This is a genomic window from Streptomyces sp. NPDC006197 (assembly GCF_040613865.1).
GTDB lineage: Bacteria > Actinomycetota > Actinomycetes > Streptomycetales > Streptomycetaceae > Streptomyces.
This window is the reverse complement of the sequence record NZ_JBEXSZ010000012.1, coordinates 30,591-52,042: the sequence shown is the minus strand read 5'-3', so window position 1 is coordinate 52,042 and position 21,452 is coordinate 30,591. Positions and strand designations below refer to the sequence as shown.

Here is a 21,452-nt window from a genome sequence, read left to right as displayed (position 1 = left end):
GATCCAGTTCGATCTTCCGCGGCGGTGCCGCTCGGGGTGCTCGACCGGCTCTCCCTCGACGTGGCGGCACTGCACGCGACGGACTCCGCCCTGCACCTCGGCGGGTTGATCGTCTTCGAGGGGGAACCGCCTTCCCGGGCAAGGGTGTTGGACCATCTGAGGCGCCGCGTCGGCGCGCTCCCCGAGCTCGCCCACCGGCTCGCGGGCGAGGCGGGGCGTCCCCACTGGGAGCCCGACCCCGGCTTCGACCCCGACCGTCACCTGTACGAGCTACCCGGAGGCGTCGACCCGTTGACGGTCGTCGCCGAGCTGCTGCGGCAACCCCTGCCGCGCGACCGGCCGTTGTGGGGGATCTGGCTCGTCCGCCGGGCCGGCGGCGGGCGATGGGGGCTCTGCTACCGGGCCCACCACGCCTTCCAGGACGGTGCCGCCGCCGTCGCCACCCTGGAGCGGCTGCTCGGCCCCGAGGGGGCGCCGCGCCCCAGGGCCCTCACCTTCCGGCCGCCCCGGCCCGTGCCCTGGGCCGCCGTCCTCCCCGAGTTCCGGCCCCCGCGCCGCGTCACCTGGTGGCCGGCCCTCGACACCCCGCCCGCCCGGTCCTACGCCGCCGCGTTCGCCGACGTCGACACCGCCCGGCTGCACGCGCTCGGCCGTCTGACCGGGGCCACCGTCCCGCAGCTCTGCCTGGCCCTGACCACCGGGGCGCTGCGCGCCTGGCACCCCGAAGGCTGGGGGCCGGGCGGCCCCGGGCACGGCCGGGGGCTGCGCGCCAACCTCGGGATCGGCGTCCGGGACCCCGACGACCCCCTCCCCCTGCTCGGCAACCGGGTCGCCGTCGCCGGGGTCGACCTCCCCTGCGGCGAACCCGACCCGGCCCGGCGGCTCGAACGCCTCGGACGCGCCCTCGGCCACAGCCGGCTCGCCCGGCTCGCCGACGCCCACCGGGTCGTCCTGCGCACACTCCCGTACCGGATCGGCCGCCTGGCGCTCACCCGCAGCGTCGACGCCCGGTACACCCCGCTCAGCGTCGCCGACCTCCGGATCCGGCAGCCGCTCGGCTTCGCCGGAACCCCCGCGGTGGGGGTGTACGCCCTGCCGGTCATGGTGCCGGGCCAGCCGCTCTTCGTCGCCTGGGTCACGCACCGCCGCCGCCTCCACGTCACCTTCCTCACCGACCGCGCCCTCGTCGGCGCCGAACGGCTGCCGGGGGCATGGGAGTCGGCCCTCGTGGAGCACGAACGGCAGGCGGAGGAAGGCGTGTTCGCACGGACGCCCGGCGGGGCGGGGGCGTCGTGAGCGGGCGGGAGCCGATGCCCCCGCCCCGGCGCGGACGGGCGGCCGGGACCTGGCCGTTGCCCGGGCATCCGCCGTATCCGGCGACCCGGTCTCCCCGCGCCCGTCACGCCCGGTCCCGCGCCTCGTGCTCCCCCGGGCCCCATGCTTACCGCCCGCCGCGCGGTGAGCGCGGCGGGCGGCTGCTGTTGCCGGGGATCAGGTACGGGGCACCTTGCGGAGCAGGGTCAGGACCACGGCCGCCGTCACCAGGGCGAAGACCGCGCTCAGGGCCGAGGCCGAGTGGAGGGCCGTCGTGAAGGCCTCCCGGGCCTGCTCCCGCAGCCCCTCGCCCGGCAGGGCCAGCGCCGCGCCCACACTCTCGTGGGCCGCGGCCGGCGCGTCTGCCGGGATGCCGCCCCGGTAGACGGCGACCGCCACGCTGCCGGTGACCGCGATGCCCAGGGCGAGCCCCAGGTCGTAGGCCGTCTGGCCGGTCGCGGCCGCCGCGCCCGCCTTCTCGGCCGGGGCGGAGCCGACCGCGAGGGCCGTCCCCAGGACGCTGATCGGGGCCGCGCCGAACATGATGACCGCGAGGCCGAGGGCGGCCACGGTCACCCCTTCGGCCAGCGCGATCCCCGCGTACCCGGCCAGCGAGACCAGGAGCCCGCCGGCGAGGACGTACGCCGGGCGGATCTTCCGCGCCACGAAGGGGGTCAGCTGCGAACCGGCGATCAGACCCGCCGCTCCCGGCAGCAGCCACAGTCCGGCGTCGAGCGGCGGCAGTCCGGCGACCGCCTGGAGGTACTGCGGGACCAGGTACTCGACGCCGTTGAGCGCGGTCATGCCCAGGAGCAGGGTGAGCAGGGCGCCGGTGAAGGCCCGGTTCCTGAAGAGCCGCAGGTCGAGGAGGGGGGACTCCAGACGGTTCTGGCGCCGGACGAAGAGGGCCGTGAACGTCAGCCCCAGGGCGAAGGCGATCCCCGCCTCGGCCGTCGGGCCGTGCGCGGCGAGGGACTTGACGCCGTACACCAGAGGCAGGACCGCGAGGAGGAAGAGCAGCACGCTGGCCGGGTCGAGTCGCCCGGGGTTCGGGTCGCGGTACTCGGGGAGCAGCAGCGGCGCCGTGACCAGCGCGATCAGCATGACCGGCAGGCCCATCAGGAAGACCGACCCCCACCACCAGGAGGCGAGCAGCACGCCGCCGATCACCGGTCCGATCGCGAGCCCGACCGAGAGGGCGGTCACCCACATCGCGATGGCCGTGGCCCGCTGCCGGGCGTCCGCGAACATGTGGCTGATCAGGGCGAGCGTGGAGGGCAGGACCGCCGCCCCGGCGATGCCGAGGAGGGCGCGGGCCGCGATCAGCGTCCCGGCGTTCGGGGCGTACGCGGCGAGGACGGAGGCGAGCAGGAAGCCGGCCGAACCGGCCATCAGGAGCTTGCGGCGGCCGAGCCGGTCACCGAGCGTGCCCATGATCACGAGGGTGGCGGCGGTGAGGAAGCCGTAGATGTCGGTGATCCAGAGCAACTGGGCGCCGCTGGGCCGGAGGTCTGCCGAGAGGTACGGGGTGGCGAGCCACAGCACACCGAGGTCGGCGGTCATCAGGGTGACGGGGAGGAGGAGGACGGCGAGGCCGAACCACTGGCGGGCTCCGGCCCGGGGCGGTGTCGCGGTGTCCTCCGCGAGGGTCGTGGTCATCGTGCCGGCTCCTCGTTCACGGTGTTCTCGGTGGTGGTGGTGGTGGTGGTGGCAGCGGCGGCCGCGGTGGTGGCCGTCGTCGTGGTGGTGGCCGCGCCGAGGAGTTCCTCCTCCAGGGCCCGCTCGGCCTCGTCGAGCAGCGCGGCGACCCGGTCGGCGCGCAACTCCACCGGCACGCCGGAGAGTTCGGTGCCGTGCAGGACGCGGAGACCGGCGTCCGGAAGTCCGCAGAACTCGGAAACGCCGGTCACCAGCGTCAGACCGAGGACGTCGGTCATGCCGAGCCGCGCGATCTCCTCGGGCGTCCCGCCCATCAGGGCCAGCCAGAGCAGCCGCTTCCCCGCCAGCCGGGGGCGGCTCCGGCCGTACGCGAAGCCGTAGTTCCAGACCCGGTCGATCCAGCCCTTGAGGATGGCCGGCGGGGTGAACCACCACACCGGGAAGACGACCACGATGTCGTCGGCGGCCAGGATGCGGTCCATGTGGGCGTGGACCTCGGGGGAGTAGACCTTCTCGCGGTTCTCCCAGTCCGGCTCGTCCTCCGGGCGGAGGGCCGGGTCGAACCCCTCGGCGTACAGGTCGAGTACGTCGACGGTGCCGCCCTCGTCCTTGAGACGGGCGTGCAGCCGGGCGGCGACCTGGGCGGTGAGGGAGTCGGTACGGGGGTGGGCGAGGACGAGGAGCGTGTGCGCTGCCATGACCTGGGGTTCCTTCGCGTGGGTGGGGAGGGGCGTGGGTGCGTTCGGGGGGCGGGGCGGGCCCGGGGTGGTCGCGGGCCCGCCCTCGGGCGGCCGGCACCGGGGCCGTCAGAGGCCGAGGCCGGAGCCGCCGCTCGCGTCGATGTTCTGGCCGGTGACCCAGCGGGCGTCGTCGGAGGCGAGGAAGCCGACGACATCGGCCACGTCACCCGGCTGTCCCACCCGGTTGAAGACCGAGAACCCGGCGGCGTGCGCCTTGGCGGCGGGGTCGGCCATCCACGGGTGGATGTCGGTCTCGATCGTGCCCGGCGAGACCGCGTTGACCGTGATGTCCCGGGAGCCGAGGGTCTGGGCGAGGGTCAGGGTCAGCACTTCGACGGCGCCCTTGGCGGCGGCGTACGAGGTCATGCCCGGGAAGGCGACCTTGGTGACTCCGGAGGAGATGTTGATGATCCTGCCGCCGTCGCGGAGCCGGTCGAGGCCCTTCTGGATGATGAAGAACGGCGCCTTGGCGTTGACCGCGAACACCCGGTCGTAGTCGGCCTCCTCGACCTCGTGGATCAGGCCGGGACCGGCGATCCCGGCGTTGTTGACCAGGATGTCGAGGCCGTGGTCGCCCGCGGTCTGCGCGTCGAAGGCCGCCCAGAGGGCGTCGGCGTCGCCGGGGACGCCCAGTTCGGTGCGGACGGCGAAGGCGGAGCCGCCGGCCGCCTCGATCGCGGCGACCGTCTCCTTCGCGGCCGTCTCGTTGCTTGCGTAGTGGACGCCGACCCGGGCGCCGTCCGCGCCGAGGCGGAGGGCGATCGCCCGGCCGATGCCGCGGCTGCCGCCGGTGACGAGGGCGGTCTTGCCGGCGAGGGGCTTGTCGCTGCTCATGTCCTGCTCCTTGGTGTTCCGTGTGTCGCTTCCTGCTGACAGGGGCGACTCTGACGGCCGGCTGTTCGGGAACGGTTCGGGTTCTGTTCGGGCCGGGTTCGGGCGCGGAAGGGGCCTGTTCGGGCCGGCTCCGGCGGGTGGTCGAAGCCGGGTTACGGTGGCCGCATGCGATTCGCGGTGCTGGGGGAGACGGCCGTGCGGACCGAGGACGGCACGCCCGTCCGGGTCCCGGAGCTCAAGGTGCGGGCCCTGCTCGCCGCCCTGCTCGTCGACGCGGGTCGGCCGGTCGCCGCGTTCCGCCTCGTCGACGACCTCTGGGGCGACGAGCCGCCCGGCAACCCGCTGCGGGCCCTCCAGGCCAAGGTCTCCCAGCTGCGCCGCGCCCTGGAGGAGGCCGAGCCCGGCGGGCGCGACCTCGTCGTCACGCAGGCGCCCGGCTACCTCCTCGCCGTACCCGAAGGGACCCTGGACGCACACGAGTTCACACGGCTCGCCACCCGGGCGCGGGAGACGGCGGACCCGCGCGCCAGGGCCGTACTGCTCCGCGAGGCGCTCGACCTGTGGCGGGGCCCGGCGTTCGCCGGCTTCGCGGAGGAGCCGTTCGCGCGGGCGGCGGCGGACCGGCTGGAGGAGGAACGCCTCGTCGTCCGCGAGACACTGGCCGAAGCGCGCCTGGAGTACGGCGAACAGGACGTACTCGCAGGGGAGTTGGCGGAGCTCGTAGCGCTGCATCCGCTGCGCGAACGGCTACGGGCGGTGCAGCTGCGGGCCCTCTACCGGGCGGGGCGGCAGAGCGAGGCGCTCGCCGGGTACGAGGAGCTGCGCACCCTCCTCGCCGACGAGCTGGGCCTCGACCCGAGCCCCGAACTGGCCGCGCTCCACGCGGCGATGCTCCGACAGGACGCCTCGCTCTCGGCGCCGGCGGCCGCGCCTCCCGCCGCGGTCCGTGCGACGCCCCGGCCGACCGCGAGCGGTGGCCACGTGCGGGGCAATCTGTTCACGCCGCTCACCGGGATCGTCGGGCGCGACGCGGCCGTCGCCGAGGTACGGGGCCTGCTCACCGAGCGGCGGCTCGTCACGCTCACCGGGCCCGGCGGGGTCGGGAAGACCCGGCTCGCCGTGGAGGCGGCCGGGCAGGCGCGCGAGGAGTTCGCGGACGGGGTGTGGCTCGTCGAGTTCGCCGGCGCACGCGGGGAACTCGCCGAAGTCGTCGCCGCCGCGCTCGAACTCCGCGACGACGGGGCGTGGGGGCTGCGGCCCGAGGGGGAGAGGGCGCTCACCACGGCGGAACGGCTGGCCGAGGCCCTGCGCGGCAAGCGCACGCTGCTCGTCCTCGACAACTGCGAACACGTCGTCGACGAGGCGGCCTCGCTCGCCGAGCTGCTGCTGCGCACGGCTCCCGGTCTGGTCGTCCTGACGACCAGCCAGGAGCCGCTCGCCCTCGCGGGCGAGACGCTGTGGGCGGTGGAGCCGCTCGACGGGGACGGCGCGGTGGAACTGTTCACGGCGCGGGCGGCGGCCTCGGCGCCCGGGTTCGGGTCCGGCGCGGCGCTCGATCCCGCCACCCAGGAGGCGGTGCGGGCCGTCTGCCGCCGCCTCGACGGCATCCCGCTCGCCCTGGAACTGGCCGCGACCCGCGTCCGGGCCCTCGGCGTGCACGGGCTCCTGGCACGGCTCGACGACCGCTTCCGCCTGCTCGACGCGGGGCTGCGCGGGGCACCGGCCCGACAGCAGACGCTGCGGGCGGTCATCGACTGGAGCTGGGAGCTGCTCGGCGAGCAGGAGCGAACGGTGCTGCGGCGCCTGGCCGTTCACGCGGAGGGGTGCTCGATGGGGGCGGCGGAGGAGGTGTGCGCGGACGGGGGGACGTCCGGAGGCGCGGAATCCGGAGGTGGCGAAGGGGTGTCCGCCGGGGACGTCCTCGGCCTGCTCGCCCGCCTCGTCGACCGCTCGCTCGTCGTGGCGGTCGACGGCCCGGACGGGCCGCGCTACCGGCTCCTGGAGTCCGTCGCCGCGTACTGCCTCGAACGCCTTGGGGAGGCGGGCGAGACGGAGGCGGTACGGGAACGGCACCTGACCCACTACCTGCGGCTGGCCGAGGACGCCGAGCCCGCCCTGCGTGGCCCCGACCAGCGCCGCCGGCTCGCCCGCCTCGACGCCGAGACGCCGAACCTGCGGTCCGCCTTGGACCGGGCGCTCGCCGCACCCGACACCGGGCGGAACGCCGAGGCGGCGCTCCGGCTCGTCGACGCGCTCGCCTGGTACTGGGTCATGCGGGGCCGCCTCGGTGAGGCGCTCCGCTCGGCGACGGCGGCGCTGCGGGCAGGCCTCCCGGAGGACCCGGAGGGCCGGGCGCGGCCCGAACGGGCCGCGCTCCGCGCCCGTGTGGAGGTCTGGCGCACGGGCCTGGCGATCATGGGCGGCGACGGCACGGACCGGCGGCAGCGGATCGCGGGCGCCCTAGCGGCCTACGACGAGGCCGGACCGCTCCGCCCCTCGGACCACGCGTGGGCGCGCTGGTTCCTCGCGCACGCGCTCTGCGGGACGGGCAGCCAGAGCGAGGGCGGCCGGCTGACGGGGGAGGCGCTCGACGGGGCCCGGGCCCACGGGGACCGCTGGGTCGAGGCGGCGGCGCTCGCGGACCGCTCGGTGCAGCGGCTGCTCGGCGGTGACGTGGCGGGCGCGGAGGAGGACGCGGCCCGGTCGGACGCATTGTTCGCGGAGGTCGGCGACGCCTGCTGCCGGCTGTGGTCGGTGTACCCGCTGGCGACGGTCGCCGAGATCCACGGGGAGTACGAGCGCGCGGACCGGCTCAAGCGGGCGGGCCTGGCGGCTGCGGAGGGCCTCGGCCTGACGACCGAGGTGCCGGACCTGCTGGCCGGGATCGGCCGTACGGCCCTGCTGAGGGGCGATCTGGCCGGGGCGCGGGCGTACCACGAGGCGGCGCGGGAGCGAGCGGTCGAGGTCGGGTTCCGGGCGGGTGAGATCAACGCGGTCCTCGGCCTCGGCCTGGGCGCCAGACGCGAGGGCCTGGTCGACGAGGCCGAGGCGCACATGAGGGAGGTCCTCGACTGGCACCGGGCGGTCGGCCTCGACTCGGCCAACGCGCTGATCCTGGCCGAGCTGGGCTTCTCGGCACTGGCGCGCGGCGACGCGGCGGGCGCGCTGAGACTCCAGGAGGAGGGTTACGGCACCGCCCTGACCTCCGGCGACCCGCGCGCGGTCGCACTCGCCCTGGAGGGCCTGGCCTCGGCCCACGCGGGCGCGGGCCGGGCGAAGGGGGCCGCCCTCCTCCTCGGCACGGCGTCGGCCCTCCGCTCCTCGACGGGCGCACCGCTGCCCCCGGCGGAACGATCGGACGTCGACGCCACGGAGACGACGGCCCGCACGGCCCTGGGCCCCGAGGCCTTCACCGAGACCTTCGCCCACGGCACGACCCTGCCCCACGAGCAGGCGGTGACGGAGGCGGGGCTGCCCGCCGACGCCCCTTGACCAAAAAGTAAGGATCGACTGCCCCATCAGCCCCTATACTCGCCCCATGTTCGAGTTCACCATCCGGCGTGCCGTCGCCGACGACTCCAAGCGGCTCACCCGGCTGGTCAGGAGCTCCCGGGCCTACCGGGGCGACTACGCCGCCATGGTGGAGGGGTACCAGGTCGGCGGTCCGTACATCGAGCACCATCCCGTCTTCGTCGCCGTCGACGACGGTGACGGCGGCCGGGTGCTCGGCTTCTACGCCCTCCTCGTCGACGAGGCCGAACTCGACCTCGCGTTCGTCGTCGACGCGGCCCAGGGGCTCGGCATAGGCCGGCTCCTCATGGAGCACATGACCGAGCAGGCCAGGGCCGCCGGCCTCGACTCCGTGCGGGTCGTCGCGCATCCGCCGGCCGAGGAGTTCTACCTGCGGACCGGCGCCGTCCGCACCGGCACCGTGCCGCCCACCGGCCGCATCCACTGGGAGCGCCCCGAGCTGCGGTACGACGTCGCGTGACCGCCGCCCAGGACACCCGGGAGCGGGAGCGGGACCGCCGCAAGGTCTTCGCCGACCTCACCCCGCTGCGCACCTCCGCGCACTACCGCCGCCTCTGGTTCGGGAGCACCGTCTCCTGGGTCGGACAGGGCATGACGGCCCTCGCCGTCTCCCTCCAGGTGTACGACATCACCCGCTCGCCCTTCTCCGTCGGGCTCGTCGGCCTCTTCGCCCTCGTCCCGCTGATCGTCTTCGGCCTGTACGGCGGCGCCATCGCCGACACCGTCGACCGGCGCAGGCTCGGCCTCGCCAGCGCGAGCGGCTCCGCCGTGCTGTCCGTCGCCCTGGCCGCCGCCGCGTTCGCCGGCTTCCACCACGTCTGGTTCCTGTACGGGATCGTCGCCCTCCAGGCCGTGTGCGCCGCGCTCAACGCACCCGCCCGCTCTTCGATGATCCCCCGGCTCCTGCCGCCCGAGCAGCTGCGCGCCGCCAACGCGCTCAACTCGATGGTCACCACCTTCGGCACCCTCGTCGGACCCAGCCTCGGCGGCCTGATCGTCGGCTTCGCCGGCTACCAGACCGCGTACCTCGTGGACGCCGTCGCCTTCACCGCGAGCCTGTACGCGATGTGGCGGCTGCCGTCCATGCTTCCCGAACGCACGGGGAGCAAGAGGGCCTCGGTCCTCGACGGGCTCCGCTTCCTCGCCACCCGCCCCAACCTGCGCATGACGTTCTTCTCGGACTTCTGCGCGATGATCCTCGCCCACCCCCGCGCCCTGTTCCCGGCCGTCGCCGTCCTCTGGTACGGCGGCGACGCCAAGACCACCGGACTCCTCGTGGCCGCGCCCGCGTTCGGGGCGCTCCTCGGCGGGGTGCTGTCCGGCTGGCAGGGCCGCATCCGCCACCACGGGCAGGCGATCCTGCTCGCCGTCGCCTCCTGGGGCACCGCCGTCGCCGTCTTCGGGCTGACCCGGAACCTCTGGCTCGGGCTCCTCCTGCTCGCCCTCGCCGGCTACTCCGACACCGTCTCGATGATCTTCCGGAACACGATGATGCAGGTCGCCGCCCCGGACGAGATGCGCGGCCGGCTCCAGGGCGTCTTCATCGTGGTCGTCGCGGGCGGGCCCCGCCTCGGCGACTTCCTCGCGGGCTCCGTCGCGGACCTCACCTCGCCGGCGGTCGCCATCACCGGCGGCGGGATCGCCTGTGTCGTCGCGATCGGACTCCTCGCCCTGTACGGGCGCGGATTCCGCCGCTACGACGCCCACGACCCGACTCCCTGACCCTCCTAGGGGGCGTCTTGCCGATCAGGCCGGGCTCGCGCCGCCTGACCGGCAAGACACCCCCTCGAACAGCCCCTGCCGCCCCGGCGGTCGGCCGCCACGGCACACAACCGACAGGAGCGACAGGGGCCGACTCCCGCCCCATGGGCCAGGACGCCTCACGGACCCGGAACACGCCCCCGACCCCGCGGGCCGGATCGCCGAGACCAGGTCCTTCATCGAGGTCCAGGAGGTCGCCGACCGCGCCGGCCACGGCACCCACGTCACCTCCACCGTCGGCGGCACCGCCCGGACCGGCGAACTCCGCGTCCCGTCCGGCGCGGGCTCCGTCTCGCTGCGGGCCGGGGCGAGCGACGACCGGGGCGGGTCGGTGAGCCAGGAGCTGACCCGCGCGACAGGAGTCGAGTAGCGGCCCGGTCGGGCTCCTCCCGGGAGGGGCCCGACCACCGTCCGCTCAACCGGACGCCGGCAGCGCCTTCTTGAGGACCTTGCCCATGTCGTTGCGGGGCAGCGCGTCGAGGTAGCGCACCACCCGGGGGCGCTTGTGCGGCGCGAGCAGCCCCGCCACGTGGTCGGCGAGCTCCTTGTCGCTCGGGGGCTTCTCCCCGTCCTGCGCCACCACCCAGGCCACGATCCGCTCGCCCAGATCGGGATCCGGCTCGCCCGTGACGGCCGCCTCCCGGACGCCGGGGTGGTCGAGGAGCGCGTTCTCGATCTCACCCGCCCCGATCTTGTAGCCGCCGCTCTTGATCAGGTCCGTCGCCTTCCGGCCCACCAGACGCACCCCGCCGTCCGCCTCGCGGACCGCCATGTCGCCGGTGCGGAACCAGTCGCCGTCGAAGGCCGCCGCCGTCGCGTCCGGCCGGTTCAGATAGCCGGAGAAGAGGTTCGGACCGCGCACCTGCACCTCGCCGACCGTCTCCCCGTCGAGCTCCTCCAGGACGGAGCCGTCCTCGTCCACGAGCCGCAGGTCCACCCCCGCGAGCGGCGTCCCGACCGTCCCCGGCCGGGGCTCGCCGCCCGGGCGCACGCTGGTGTTCATGAGCGTCTCGCTCATCCCGTACCGCTCCACGACCGTCCGGCCCGTCGCCGCCGCGATCCGCTCGTGGTCGTGCACCGGCAGCGCCGCCGAACCCGAGACGAGGAGCCGGGCGCGGGCCAGTGCGGCGGCGAGGCGCGCGTCCTCGTCGAGGGCGTCCGCGATCCGGTGGTACATCGTCGGCACGCCGAAGAGCATGGTCCCGCCGTCGCCCAGCTCCCGACCGACGCCCTCCACGGAGAAGGCCCCCAGGTGCCGGACCTCGCCGCCGCGCCGCAACGGGCCCAGGATCCCGAGGACCAGCCCGTGCACGTGGAACAGCGGCAGCGCGTGCACCAGGACGTCGTCCGCCGTCCACGACCAGGCCTCGGCCAGCGCGTCCAGGGAGGCGGCGACCGCGCGGCGCGAGAGGAGGACGCCCTTCGGGGGGCCGGTCGTGCCGGAGGTGTAGACGACGAGCGCGGTCGCCTCGGGATCGACGGGCGCGGTCCTGGGCGGAGCCTTTGGCCCGGTGAGCTCCACGTCGACCCGGGGGAGCGCCGCGAGCCCCGCCGGCAGCTCGTCCCCCGGGCCCGCGAGCACCAGGTCGGGCGTGCTGTCGCCGAGGATGTGCGCCAACTCCCGCTCGCCGGTGCGCGGATTGAGCGGTACGGCCGGCACGCCGGCGAGCAGGGCGGCGACCACGGCGACGGCCGTGCGGGCGGTGGGCGTCGCCCAGACGGCGACCCGCCGCGCGGCGCCGACGCGGGCGGCGAGGGCGCCGGCGGCGCGGGCCAGCTCGGCGTACGTCAGGGTGTCGGGGCCGACGCGCAGGGCGGGGCGGTCGTCGGACGGAACCGACAGTTCGAGTTCGGGGAAGAGCGCACTCACCGGTCGTACTCCTCGGGTGGTCGAGGGCGAGGGGTCACCTGCGCATTCTGCCGCGCGGCGCCACCCCCGTTGTGGGCAATCGTTCCGCTGGGGCGGAACGGGTGGGCACAACGGACGGCGCCCCTTGCCGGCGCCAGAGGCTCCCGAGCCTGAACCCGCACCACATTGCGCGCCGCACACGTGGTGCGGGTTCAGGCGCGGAACGCGGAGGCGCCGCTGAAGGCGCCGTCCCGTGTGCCCACCCGTCCCGCCCTGCGGGACGATTGCCCACACGGGGGCGGGGGCGCCGCCCAGCACGGGCGGCCTCAAGGGCTCGTGGCCGACACCTTCGTCGGTTCGGGGTCCCGCGTCTCGCCCCCCGGCCGGATCCCCCGCATCCGACCGTACGCGTACACACACCCCGCCAGCGCCAGGTCCGACAGCAGCATGAAGCCGATCGAGTACGAGCCCTTCGCGCTGTAGATCGCGCCCATCACCAGCGGCGGCAGGAACCCGCCGAGCCCGCCCATCGCGCCGACGATGCCGGTCACGCTGCCGACCTTGGCCTGTGGGGTGACCTGGGAGACCAGGGCGAAGACGGAGCCGCTCGCCGTGCCGAGTCCGGCGGCCATGACGAGCAGGGCGATGGTGCCGCCGGGGTTCAGCGCCGGGTCGAAGGCCTGGACGACGGCGAGCAGGGCGACGGTCCCGAGCGCGACGGCCGTCACGAGCGCCGGGTGGATCCGGTCCGAGAGCCAGCCGCCGATGGGGCGGAAGACGACCGTCACCAGGGCGAACCCGGCCGCCTTGGTGCCCGCGTCCGTCGGGTCGAGCTCGTACCAGGTCTTCAGGTACGTCGGCAGGTAGACACCGAACGCGACGATGCCGCCGAACCCGATCGCGTACAGCGCCGACAGTTCCCATGTGACGCGCAGCCGGGCCGCCGAGCCGAGGCGGGTAGCCAGGGAGGCCGTCGGCACCGGGCGGTCGGGGCGGTCCGTGATGAGGAGCGCCGCGAGCACCGCGTACGCCGCCAGCGCGATCGCGACCACGATGAACGGCAGGTTCTCGCCGTGCTCGGCGATCCGGGGCGTGAAGTAGCCGGAGAGCGCGACTCCGCCCATACCCATGCCGAACACCCCGAGCGCGAGTCCGCGCTTGGCGGGCGGAAACCAGGAGTTGACGAGCGGGATGCCGATGGCGAACGTCGTGCCGCCGAGGCCGAGGAGAAAGCCGACGACCAGCAGCAGGCCGTAGCTGTCCTTGACGACGATCAGGAGCAGCACCGGAACGATCGTCAGCGCCGAGACCAGCGGGAACATCAGCTTCGCCCCGTACTTGTCGGTCAGCGCCCCGGCCGGGATGCGGCCGACCGAGCCGACCAGGACGGGCACCGCGACGAGCAGGGACTGCTGGAAGGAGCTGAGGTCGAGCCGGTCGCCGTACCAGCTCGCGATCGGTGCGATCAGGTCCCACGCCCAGAAGGTGAGCGTGAAGCCGATGGTGGCCGTCACCAGGTTGCGGTAGGCCGCCGCTGTGGGGGGCTTGGTCTCGGTGGTCACCCCTCCAGTCAAGATCCGGGGGAGGGGCTCGGCGCGCCGGACTGGTCCGTACGAGGGTCTTCCAGGGCCGGGTCAGGGCCGGGTCAGGGCCAGGTCACCGTGGTCGGCGGCGTGCCGTCGTCCTCGACGCGCAGTCGGGCGCCGTCGTTCCCGGCCGACACCTCGACCGTGATCGCGCCGACGTCCGGCCGCCGGTGTGCCGCGGCGAGCGCCCCGCGCAGCGCGGCGAGGAGCCCGTCCGCCGTCTCCTCGTCGACGAGCGTGTCGACCGCGCCGGAGAAGTGCACGGACGGCTGGAAGCCGAGCGGGACCGCGGCCCCGCCGGTCTCGCGCAGCACCCGCCCCCGGAAGGAGGCCGGCGCGTCCGCCGGCGGCTGCTGGAGGGCGAAGATGGTCGTCCGGACCTCCTGGATCGTCGAGTCCAGTTCGTCCACGGCCCGGCCGAGCAGTTCGCTCTCGTCGGAGGAGCCGGCGGCCCGCCGCCGCGTCGACTCCAGCATCATCTCGGTGGCGAACAGCCGCTGCACCACCAGGTCGTGCAGGTCCCGCGCGATCCGGTCGCGGTCCTCGAAGACGGCGAGCCGCTCCCGGTCGTGCCGCGCGTCCGCGAGGACCAGCGCGAGCGCCGCCTGCGAGGCGAACTGCGAGGCGAGCAGCCGGTCCACCGCCGAGTACGGCCGACCGCCGCGCCGCCGGGGCAGGGCGAGGGTGCCGATGAGCCTCCCGCCGCTCTGCAGCGGCAGCATCATCGAAGGCCCGAAGCGGGACCGTACATGGGTGGTCATCCGTGGGTCGGTCGCCGAGTCCTCTACGAACACCGGCTCTCCACCGAGGAGTTGGGTCAGCACCGGGGAGCCGGGCGCGATCGTCGTGCCGACCAGGTCGCCCGGGTCGTCCCTGGTGGAGGCGGCGACGATCTCCATCCCGCCCTCCTCGGTGGGCTGGAGGACCACGCCGGCCGAGGCGTCGGCGAGGACGCGGGCCTGCTCGGCGACGGTCGTCAGGGCGTTCTCGGCGGTGGCGCCGGTGAGCAGGGCCGTGGTCACCGCGGCCGCGCCCTCGATCCAGCGCTCCCGCTGCCGGGCCGTCTCGTACAGCCGGGCGTTGCCGATGGCGATCCCCGCCTGGGAGGCGAGGACCCGCAGCAGGGCGAGGTCCTCCTCGGTGAAGGGACCCGTCCGCTTGTCGGTGAGGTACAGATTGCCGAAGACCTCGGTGTGGACCCGGATCGGGACGCCGAGGAAACCGTGCATCTCCGGGTGGCCCTCGGGGACGCCGGAGGAACGCGGGTCGGTCGTCAGGTCGTCGAGCCGCAGCGGCCGCGGGTCCTGGACGAGGACGCCGAGCAGTCCGGTGCGGCCGTCGGGGAGGCGCCCGATCCGCTGCCGCTCCTCGTCGGTCATGCCGGAGGTGAAGAGCTCGGTGAGGCGGTGGCGCTCGGGGTCGACGACCCCGAGCGCCCCGTAGCGGGCCCCGGTCAGCTCGGTCGCGGAGTCCACGACGTGCTGGAGGGTGGTGCGGAGTTCGAGGTCCGTGCCGACGCCGAGGACCGCTTCGAGCAGCATGGGCAGGCGGGGGGAGGCCTCGTCCGTGTCCGTGGCCCCGGCGCCTTCATCCATGATCGTCATGGTCTCATTGTCGTACGAATCGCCCGGTTCCGGATGATTCAGTCCTTGTCGGCGAACGGGTCCCGCTCCGCCAGGGCCTCCCGCTCCGCCAGGGCTTCCCGCTCCGCCAGGGGGTCCCGCTCCGCCAGCGGGTCCAGGACCATCGGCTGGACCTTGCCCTCCAGCATCGCGCCCAGCCCCAGGACCGCGCACACGTCCGGCCGTTCGGCGATGTGCACCGGCATCCCGGTCGCCTCCCGCAGCATCTGGTCGAGGCCCGGCAGCAGGGCGCTGCCGCCCACCATCATGATCCCGCGGTCCGCGAGGTCGGCCACCAGGTCCGGCGGGCACTCCCGCAGCACCTTCCCGATGCCGTCGAGGACCGCCGTCAGCGGGGTGTGGATCGCGTCCCGTACGGCGGCGGTGTCGACGGTCACCGAACGCGCCAGGCCCGTGGCGACGTCCCGGCCGTGGATCTCCGTCCAGGCGGGCCCCTGGGCCGTCAGGCCGTTGCCGCTGAGGGCCAGTTGCAGCGGGCGCACCGACTGGCTCGGCAGCATCAGCTCGTGGTGGTGGCGCAGGTGCTGGATGACGGCGTGGTCGATGGCGTCGCCGCCGACGGGCATCCGCTCCGCCGTGACGATCGCGCCGAGCGAGAGCACCGCGACCTGCGTGGTCGCCGCCCCGCAGACCAGGATCATGGTCGCGGTCGGCTGCTCGACGGGAAGCCCGCAGCCCACGGCCGCCGCGATCAGGGTGTCGACCAGCTCGACCCGGCGCGCCCCGAGACCGACGAGGGTCTCCACGGCGGCGCGCTGCGCGAGCGGATCGCTGTCGTGCGGGGTGCAGGCGGCCGCGCGCAACCGGGGCTTGCGGCGCAGCTGCCGGCGCAGCTTCTCGCCGAGGAGGTGACGGAGCATCCGCTGCGCCATCTCGATGTCGACGACCGTGCCGCCCGAGACCGGGCGCACGACCCGGATGTAGTCGGGGGTGCGGCCGGTCATCTTCTCGGCGAGCGCGCCGACGGCGATCAGCGCTCCCGTACGGGTGTTGACGGCGGCGACGCTGGGCTCGTCGACGACGAGCCCGGCGCCCTTGACGAAGACCCGGGTGCGGGCGGCACCCAGGTCGACGGCGACATGGCAACGACGCAGCTGATCAAGGCTGACGGTCACGGCGGATCCTCCGGAGTGCGGTGCTGGCACGGGCGAGGGGGTCGCGATTCGCGGTCCTGTTCGCATCGTCCGGCCCTCCGGGGCGCGGCGCGCGCTGGGCTGCGCCGCCCGGGGCCCCGCGTGCGGGCTGTGCCGGACTTTTCACTCCCGGTGAGGAGGGTCCGGAGGCGATCCTTCCCGAAGCGGGAGAATCACGGCGCACCGCCGCCGACCTGCGGTTTCCACACAGGATCCTCACGTCCGCGCCTACCTGACGCCGCACCGGGCCGCATAGCCTGCGGGCCCCATGGACTACTGCCACGCGTGCCGGCGGCATCTCAACGGGGCCCTCGCCTGCGCCGGGTGCGGGACTCCCGTCGAGGAACTGCGGTACGAGACCCCCCACAGAGCGGACCCCACCCCGGTCCACGCCCCGGCCCCCGCACCGGTCCACACCCCGGACCACGGTTACGGCGCCCCGACCCGGCCCGCGATCTACAGCGACCCGGACGGGTCCGCGACGTACGGCGCCCCCGGGACCTACGGCACAGACGGCCGGACCGCGGCCTACGGCTCCCCGTCCCAGACCGCCGCCTACGGCGCTCCTGGCGGCCCCGCGGCCCACGGCGACCCCGCCGCCTACGGTGACCAGAGCAGGCCCGCCTCCTACGGCGCCCCTGGTGGCCCCGCCTCCTACGGCGACCACGGTGACCCCGCCGCCTACGGCGACCCGGGCCCGCCCGCCTACGACGAACCGTCCCCGGACGGCGGCGCCGACGGGGACGACCCGGACCGGCCCGCGCCCGAGCACGTCTACGAGCTGGACGTCCTCGAACCGCCGCGCCCGGCCCCCGGCGGCCGCCGCGCCGCCGCCCGGGACCGCTCCGCCGCGCGGCGGGGGAGGAAGTCGCGCTCGCGCGGGGGCCGTACGGTCCTGGTGGGGACGGTGGGCCTGGTCCTCGCCGCCGGGACGCTGACCCTGGCGAAGCTCGCCCTGGAGGAGCCGCCGCAGGACGGTGCCGCCACCGCCGTGGAGGAGCTGGAGGTCACCGAGACCCCGCTGTCGCCGTCCCCCGTGGAGACCACCGAGCCGCCGGACGGCTCCGGCCCGGCTCCGGCGACGGACGCGCCGAGCTCCGTCCCCGCGCGTCCCCGCCAGGTGAGCACGGGCTCGGGCTCGGGATCCGGCTCGAACCCGGGATCGGGTTCCGGTACGGGCACGGGCACGGGATCCGGTACCGGCCAGGGGAGCGGCACCGGCACCGGTACAGGCACCGGCACCGGCCAGGGGAGTGGCGGCGCCCCGACCTCCGCGCCGACGACCACCGGCCCGGCCTCCCCCTCCGCCCCGCCCACCGCGACCTCGTCCGCGACGGCGAGCGGCCCGACGCCGACCGGCTCGGGGACGCCCGGCGGCCCCACGCCCTCGACCACCGGCCCCGCGCCGAGCCGGACCCCGACGCCCAGCCCCACGCCGACGTGCACCCGCTTCCTCTGGTGGTGCGTCTGAGACTGGTGGTGCGTCTGAGACCGGCGGTGCGTCCGCCCCCCGGCTCCAGGCCCCCGGCTCCGGGGCTACGCCACGTCCGCGCCCAGCATCCGCTTCAGCAGGTCCCGGAGCAGGGTCCGCTCGGTCTCGGTCAGTTCGCCGAGGGGTTCGCGGGCGAAGTCGAGGGACTCGCGCAGCCGGCGGGCGGTGTCCAGGCCCTCGTCCGTGGGGGCGGCCAGTTTGACGCGGCGGTCCGCCGGGTCCGGCCGGCGCTCGACCAGGCCGCGGGCCTCCAGGCGGTCGACGATCCCGGTGATGTTGGACGGCTCGCACTTGAGCTTCTGGGCGATGCGGCGCATCGGCAGCGGGTCGAGCGAGAGCAGGCCGAGGACGCGGGCCTGGGCGCCGGTCAGCGCGTGCTGCGCGGCCGCCTGCTCGTACTCCTCGTAGTAGCGCGCCACGACCGTGCCGATCAGCTCGACGACTTCGAGGGTCAGGGGGTCCGTGCGTGAGGTGGACATGGGACGAGTCTACTCAGATGCTTGACAACATGAAATATCGAGGAGCATGGTTGTTTGAGGTAGTGAACCTTTTGTGATCTCAATCTTTTCTGGAGGCCGTGCTCATGTCCGTTCTTCCCGCGTCCAGCCGTGAGTGGCACCTCGTCGCCCGTCCGCACGGCTGGCCCGTGCCGGCGGACTTCGCCCTGCGCGAGACCCCGGTCACCGAGCCCGCCGAGGGCCGCATCCTCGTGCGCAACCTGCACTTCTCCGTCGACCCGTACATGCGCGGCCGGATGAACGACGTGAAGTCGTACATCCCGCCCTTCAAGCTCGACCACCCGATGGACGGCGGCGCGGTCGGCGAGGTCGTGGCGTCCAACGCCGAGGGCTTCGCCGTCGGCGACCACGTCCTGCACGGCCTCGGCTGGCGCGAGTACGCCGACGTCCCGGCCCAGCACGCCACCAAGGTCGACCCGGCGCTCGCCCCTCTCTCCGCCTACCTCGGCGTGCTCGGCATGACCGGCCTCACGGCCTACGCCGGCCTCTTCGAGGTCGCCTCCTTCAAGGAGGGCGACGCCGTCTTCGTCTCCGGCGCGGCCGGCGCCGTCGGCAGCCAGGTCGGCCAGATGGCGAGGCTCAAGGGCGCCTCCCGGGTCATCGGCTCCGCCGGCTCCGACGAGAAGGTCAAGTTCCTCGTCGAGGAGCTCGGCTTCGACGCGGCCTTCAACTACAAGAACGGCCCGGTCAAGGACCAGCTCCGCGAGGCCGCCCCGGACGGCATCGACGTCTATTTCGACAACGTCGGCGGGGACCACCTCGAAGCCGCGATCTCCTCGCTCAACGTGCACGGCCGCGCCACCATCTGCGGCATGATCGCCCAGTACAACGACACCGAGCCGGTCCCCGGCCCGCGCAACATGGCGATGATCATCGGCAAGCGGCTGCGGCTCCAGGGCGTCCTCGTCGGCGACCACTACGGCCTGCAGAACCAGTTCGTCCAGGAGGTCGGCGGCTGGCTCGCCTCGGGCGAGCTGAAGCACCGCGAGACCTTCGTCGAGGGCATCGAGAACGGCGTGGACGCCTTCCTCGGCCTGCTCCGCGGCGACAACACCGGAAAGATGATCGTCTCGGCGACCCGCTAGTCTTCCCTCAGCCGTCGCGATCGTGGGCGCGAGTCGTCGGCGGAACGAACAAGGAAGACACCAGCATGTCCATCCAGCAGTCGGACGTCCTCTACACCGCCGTCGCCACCGCCGAGAACGGCCGTGACGGCCGCGTCGCCACCGACGACGGTCAGCTCGACGTCGTCGTGAACCCGCCCAAGGCCATGGGCGGATCCGGCGCGGGCACCAACCCCGAGCAGCTCTTCGCGGCCGGCTACAGCGCCTGCTTCCAGGGCGCGCTCGGCGTCGTCGCCCGCAACGAGAACGCCGACGTCTCCGGCTCGACGGTCACCGCCGAGGTCGGCATCGGCAAGAACGACGACGGCTTCGGCATCATCGTCAAGATCTCGGCGACCATCCCGAACGTGGACGCCGAGACCGCCAAGAGCCTGATCGAGAAGGCCCACCAGGTCTGCCCGTACTCCAAGGCGACCCGCGGCAACATCACGGTCGAGCTCGCCGTCTGATCCAGGACGCGCACGAGGGCCGCACCCCGCCGGGGTGCGGCCCTCGCCGCGTACGGGCTGACGGCTGCGGCATCATGTCCGTGTCCTGCGGACGGGGGAGAACCGAGTGATGTCGAACAACGGGTCGGAACAGGCCGGGCACGAGCTGATCGGCGGGCGCTACCGCCTGGGCGAGCGGCTCGGCCAGGGCGGCATGGGCGTGGTCCGGCGGGCCACCGACGAACTGCTCGGCCGCCCGGTCGCCGTCAAGACCCTCGCGCTCGACTCCGGCGCCGATCCGGCGGGCGCCCTGCGGGAGGCCCGGGTCGTCGCCCAGATCCGCCACCCCCATGTGATCGTCGTCCACGACGTCGTCGAGCACGACGGCCTGCCCGCCCTGGTGATGGAGCTGGTCGACGGCGGCTCGCTCGCCGACCGGCTGGCGGCGGGCGAGGTGCTGACCCCGCGGGAGGCCGCCCGGCTCGGGCTCGACCTGCTCGACGCGCTGTCCGCCGCGCACGCCCGCGACGTGCTGCACCGGGACGTGAAGCCCGCCAACGTCCTCCTGGAGAAGGACACCGGCAGGGCGGTCCTGACCGACTTCGGCATCGCCAGCCTCCCCGGGACGACGACCCTCAGCCGGACCGGGGTCTTCATCGGCACCCCGGAGTACACGGCGCCGGAGCGGATGCAGGGCGGCGACGCCGGACCCGCCTCCGACCTGTGGTCGCTCGGCGCGCTGCTGTGCGCGGCGGCCACGGGCACCTCACCGTTCCGCCGGGACTCGATCGGCGCCGTCCTGCACGCGATCGTGTACGAGGAGATCCGGCCGTCCGAGCGGATGGGACCGCTCGTCCCCGTCGTCCGGGGCCTCCTCGAACGGGACCCGGACCGGCGCCTGGGCGCCGCCGAGGCCCGCCGGATGCTGGCCGCGTGCGCGGCGGGGGAGGAGCCGCGGCCGGCCGCGTACGCCCCCACCGCCCGCGAGACCGCTCCGCCCGCCGTCCCGGGACCGCCCGCCGCCCCTGGACCGCCCGCCGCGCCGGTGCCGTCCGCCGTTCCTGGTCCGTCCGCCGTGCCGGTGCCGGTGCCGGTGCCGGTCACGGCCGGTGGGGGCCTGGCCGCCGGGACCCGGGGAACCGGACGGCGCGGCAGGACCGTGCCGCTCGTGGCCACCGCCGTCGCGCTCTGCGTCGCGGCGGCGACCGTGATGGTGCTGCGCGCCGTCCAGGGCGACCCGGCGACGGAGGCGTCGCCGTCCGGCTCGCGGAGCCCCTCGGCGACGTCCGCCCCCGCGACCACGCCGCCCTCCGCCGCGACCACGCCGACCCGGGCCCCCGGCACCGCCGGGTCCGATCCCGGGACGCCCGCGTACCAGGAGGTCACCGACGCCGACGGGTTCACCGTGAGCGTCCCGTACGGCGCGCTCCGCTCCACCGACGGCGAGCGGGTGTTCTACACGACGGGGGACGGAGCCGTACGGGTCGGGATCAGGATCAGGCCGCTGCCGCCCGGCGGCGCGATCGGCGTGATGCGGTCCTCCGACGAGAGCGGCCCGAAGGACTACCCGGGGTACCGCGACGCCACGGTCGAGGAGACCACGCACAAGGGACTGCCGGCTGCGCGCTGGGAGTTCACGTGGAGCGGATTCACCCCGGCCGAGGGCGCCCGTCACACCGTCGACGTCTGCTGGGAGCGGGGCAGCATCCTGTACGACCTGTGGGCGTCCGCACCGGTGGGCCGCGCCGACGAGTCCGGGCGGGCCCTCGACACGGCCCTCGATTCCTTCCGTACGACCGGCGGCTGACCTGCCCCGGAGGCCCCCGGAGGCACCGATAGG

Annotated in this window: 16 protein-coding genes; 8 read left to right on the top strand and 8 right to left on the bottom strand. The window is 74.8% G+C overall.

Annotated features, from left to right (window positions below):
* The first annotated feature begins 24 nt into the window (after positions 1-24).
* On the top strand, positions 25-1,296 hold the full coding sequence (locus tag ABZ318_RS06030) for a wax ester/triacylglycerol synthase domain-containing protein (protein WP_356901293.1): 1,272 nt from the start codon (positions 25-27) through the stop codon (positions 1,294-1,296).
* A gap of 195 nt (positions 1,297-1,491) precedes the next feature.
* On the opposite strand, the gene ABZ318_RS06025 is transcribed toward ABZ318_RS06030, so the two are convergent.
* From ABZ318_RS06025 to ABZ318_RS06015, 3 genes are all read right to left on the bottom strand, one after another.
* Positions 1,492-2,973, bottom strand: coding sequence for an MFS transporter (locus ABZ318_RS06025; protein ID WP_356901292.1), 1,482 nt, complete (start codon positions 2,971-2,973; stop codon positions 1,492-1,494).
* Positions 2,970-3,671 carry an NAD(P)H oxidoreductase gene (locus ABZ318_RS06020; protein WP_356901291.1) on the bottom strand — a complete coding sequence of 234 codons (702 nt, stop codon included), beginning with the start codon at positions 3,669-3,671 and terminating at the stop codon, positions 2,970-2,972. Before ABZ318_RS06020 ends, ABZ318_RS06025 begins: the two co-directional genes overlap by 4 nt.
* Before the next feature lie 108 nt (positions 3,672-3,779).
* Complete coding sequence (locus tag ABZ318_RS06015; protein ID WP_356901290.1) at positions 3,780-4,547, bottom strand: SDR family oxidoreductase; 768 nt, start codon at positions 4,545-4,547, stop codon at positions 3,780-3,782.
* A gap of 165 nt (positions 4,548-4,712) precedes the next feature.
* On the opposite strand from ABZ318_RS06015, the gene ABZ318_RS06010 reads away from it, so the two are divergent.
* From ABZ318_RS06010 to ABZ318_RS06000, 3 genes are read left to right on the top strand one after another with little or no spacing between them, the layout of a single operon-like run.
* The gene (locus ABZ318_RS06010; RefSeq protein ID WP_356901289.1) at positions 4,713-8,039 is read left to right on the top strand and encodes a BTAD domain-containing putative transcriptional regulator; all 3,327 of its coding nucleotides are present in this window, start codon (positions 4,713-4,715) and stop codon (positions 8,037-8,039) included.
* 46 nt (positions 8,040-8,085) lie between these two features.
* The gene (locus tag ABZ318_RS06005) at positions 8,086-8,538 is read left to right on the top strand and encodes a GNAT family N-acetyltransferase (RefSeq protein WP_356901288.1); all 453 of its coding nucleotides are present in this window, start codon (positions 8,086-8,088) and stop codon (positions 8,536-8,538) included.
* The gene (locus ABZ318_RS06000) at positions 8,535-9,800 is read left to right on the top strand and encodes an MFS transporter (protein ID WP_356901287.1); all 1,266 of its coding nucleotides are present in this window, start codon (positions 8,535-8,537) and stop codon (positions 9,798-9,800) included. Before ABZ318_RS06005 ends, ABZ318_RS06000 begins: the two co-directional genes overlap by 4 nt.
* A 454-nt stretch (positions 9,801-10,254) precedes the next feature.
* Here the strand turns inward: ABZ318_RS06000 and ABZ318_RS05995 are convergent, their stop codons facing one another.
* The 4 genes from ABZ318_RS05995 to ABZ318_RS05980 all read right to left on the bottom strand — a co-directional run bounded on the left by ABZ318_RS05995 (position 10,255) and on the right by ABZ318_RS05980 (position 16,032).
* Positions 10,255-11,709 carry an acyl-CoA synthetase gene (locus ABZ318_RS05995; protein ID WP_356901286.1) on the bottom strand — a complete coding sequence of 485 codons (1,455 nt, stop codon included), beginning with the start codon at positions 11,707-11,709 and terminating at the stop codon, positions 10,255-10,257.
* Between the two features lie 305 nt (positions 11,710-12,014).
* Positions 12,015-13,250: an MFS transporter gene (locus ABZ318_RS05990; protein ID WP_356901285.1), complete on the bottom strand. Its 1,236-nt coding sequence runs from the start codon at positions 13,248-13,250 to the stop codon at positions 12,015-12,017.
* A gap of 83 nt (positions 13,251-13,333) precedes the next feature.
* Positions 13,334-14,878 carry a GAF domain-containing protein gene (locus ABZ318_RS05985; RefSeq protein ID WP_356901284.1) on the bottom strand — a complete coding sequence of 515 codons (1,545 nt, stop codon included), beginning with the start codon at positions 14,876-14,878 and terminating at the stop codon, positions 13,334-13,336.
* A 38-nt stretch (positions 14,879-14,916) separates the two neighbouring features.
* Positions 14,917-16,032 (bottom strand): rod shape-determining protein, encoded by a 1,116-nt coding sequence (locus ABZ318_RS05980; protein WP_356901283.1) that lies wholly within the window; start codon positions 16,030-16,032, stop codon positions 14,917-14,919.
* Positions 16,033-16,318: 286 nt separating this feature from the next.
* Here ABZ318_RS05980 and ABZ318_RS05975 point away from each other — a divergent pair, with 286 nt between their 5' ends.
* Entirely contained in the window at positions 16,319-17,521 is a 1,203-nt protein-coding gene (locus tag ABZ318_RS05975) for a hypothetical protein (RefSeq protein WP_356901282.1), read from the top strand.
* A gap of 65 nt (positions 17,522-17,586) precedes the next feature.
* On the opposite strand, the gene ABZ318_RS05970 is transcribed toward ABZ318_RS05975, so the two are convergent.
* Entirely contained in the window at positions 17,587-18,021 is a 435-nt protein-coding gene (locus tag ABZ318_RS05970; RefSeq protein ID WP_356901281.1) for a MarR family transcriptional regulator, read from the bottom strand.
* Positions 18,022-18,125: 104 nt separating this feature from the next.
* Between ABZ318_RS05970 and ABZ318_RS05965 the strand changes: the two genes are divergently transcribed.
* The 3 genes from ABZ318_RS05965 to ABZ318_RS05955 all read left to right on the top strand — a co-directional run bounded on the left by ABZ318_RS05965 (position 18,126) and on the right by ABZ318_RS05955 (position 21,419).
* Positions 18,126-19,145 carry an NADP-dependent oxidoreductase gene (locus ABZ318_RS05965; RefSeq protein WP_093876255.1) on the top strand — a complete coding sequence of 340 codons (1,020 nt, stop codon included), beginning with the start codon at positions 18,126-18,128 and terminating at the stop codon, positions 19,143-19,145.
* Positions 19,146-19,210: 65 nt separating this feature from the next.
* Positions 19,211-19,633, top strand: coding sequence for an organic hydroperoxide resistance protein (locus ABZ318_RS05960; protein ID WP_086831271.1), 423 nt, complete (start codon positions 19,211-19,213; stop codon positions 19,631-19,633).
* A gap of 109 nt (positions 19,634-19,742) precedes the next feature.
* Positions 19,743-21,419: a protein kinase gene (locus tag ABZ318_RS05955; RefSeq protein ID WP_356901280.1), complete on the top strand. Its 1,677-nt coding sequence runs from the start codon at positions 19,743-19,745 to the stop codon at positions 21,417-21,419.
* Positions 21,420-21,452 lie beyond the last annotated feature (33 nt).

Bases quoted from the DNA above. Each gene is read 5' to 3' on its own strand.
- ABZ318_RS06025 (WP_356901292.1), bottom strand. From the start codon at position 2,973: ATGACCACGACCCTCGCGGAGGACACCGCGACACCGCCCCGGGCCGGA.
- ABZ318_RS06020 (WP_356901291.1), bottom strand. From the start codon at position 3,671: ATGGCAGCGCACACGCTCCTCGTCCTCGCCCACCCCCGTACCGACTCC.
- ABZ318_RS06015 (WP_356901290.1), bottom strand. From the start codon at position 4,547: ATGAGCAGCGACAAGCCCCTCGCCGGCAAGACCGCCCTCGTCACCGGC.
- ABZ318_RS06010 (WP_356901289.1), top strand. From the start codon at position 4,713: ATGCGATTCGCGGTGCTGGGGGAGACGGCCGTGCGGACCGAGGACGGC.
- ABZ318_RS06005 (WP_356901288.1), top strand. From the start codon at position 8,086: ATGTTCGAGTTCACCATCCGGCGTGCCGTCGCCGACGACTCCAAGCGG.
- ABZ318_RS05985 (WP_356901284.1), bottom strand. From the start codon at position 14,878: ATGACGATCATGGATGAAGGCGCCGGGGCCACGGACACGGACGAGGCC.
- ABZ318_RS05975 (WP_356901282.1), top strand. From the start codon at position 16,319: ATGGACTACTGCCACGCGTGCCGGCGGCATCTCAACGGGGCCCTCGCC.
- ABZ318_RS05970 (WP_356901281.1), bottom strand. From the start codon at position 18,021: ATGTCCACCTCACGCACGGACCCCCTGACCCTCGAAGTCGTCGAGCTG.
- ABZ318_RS05965 (WP_093876255.1), top strand. From the start codon at position 18,126: ATGTCCGTTCTTCCCGCGTCCAGCCGTGAGTGGCACCTCGTCGCCCGT.
- ABZ318_RS05960 (WP_086831271.1), top strand. From the start codon at position 19,211: ATGTCCATCCAGCAGTCGGACGTCCTCTACACCGCCGTCGCCACCGCC.
- ABZ318_RS05955 (WP_356901280.1), top strand. From the start codon at position 19,743: ATGTCGAACAACGGGTCGGAACAGGCCGGGCACGAGCTGATCGGCGGG.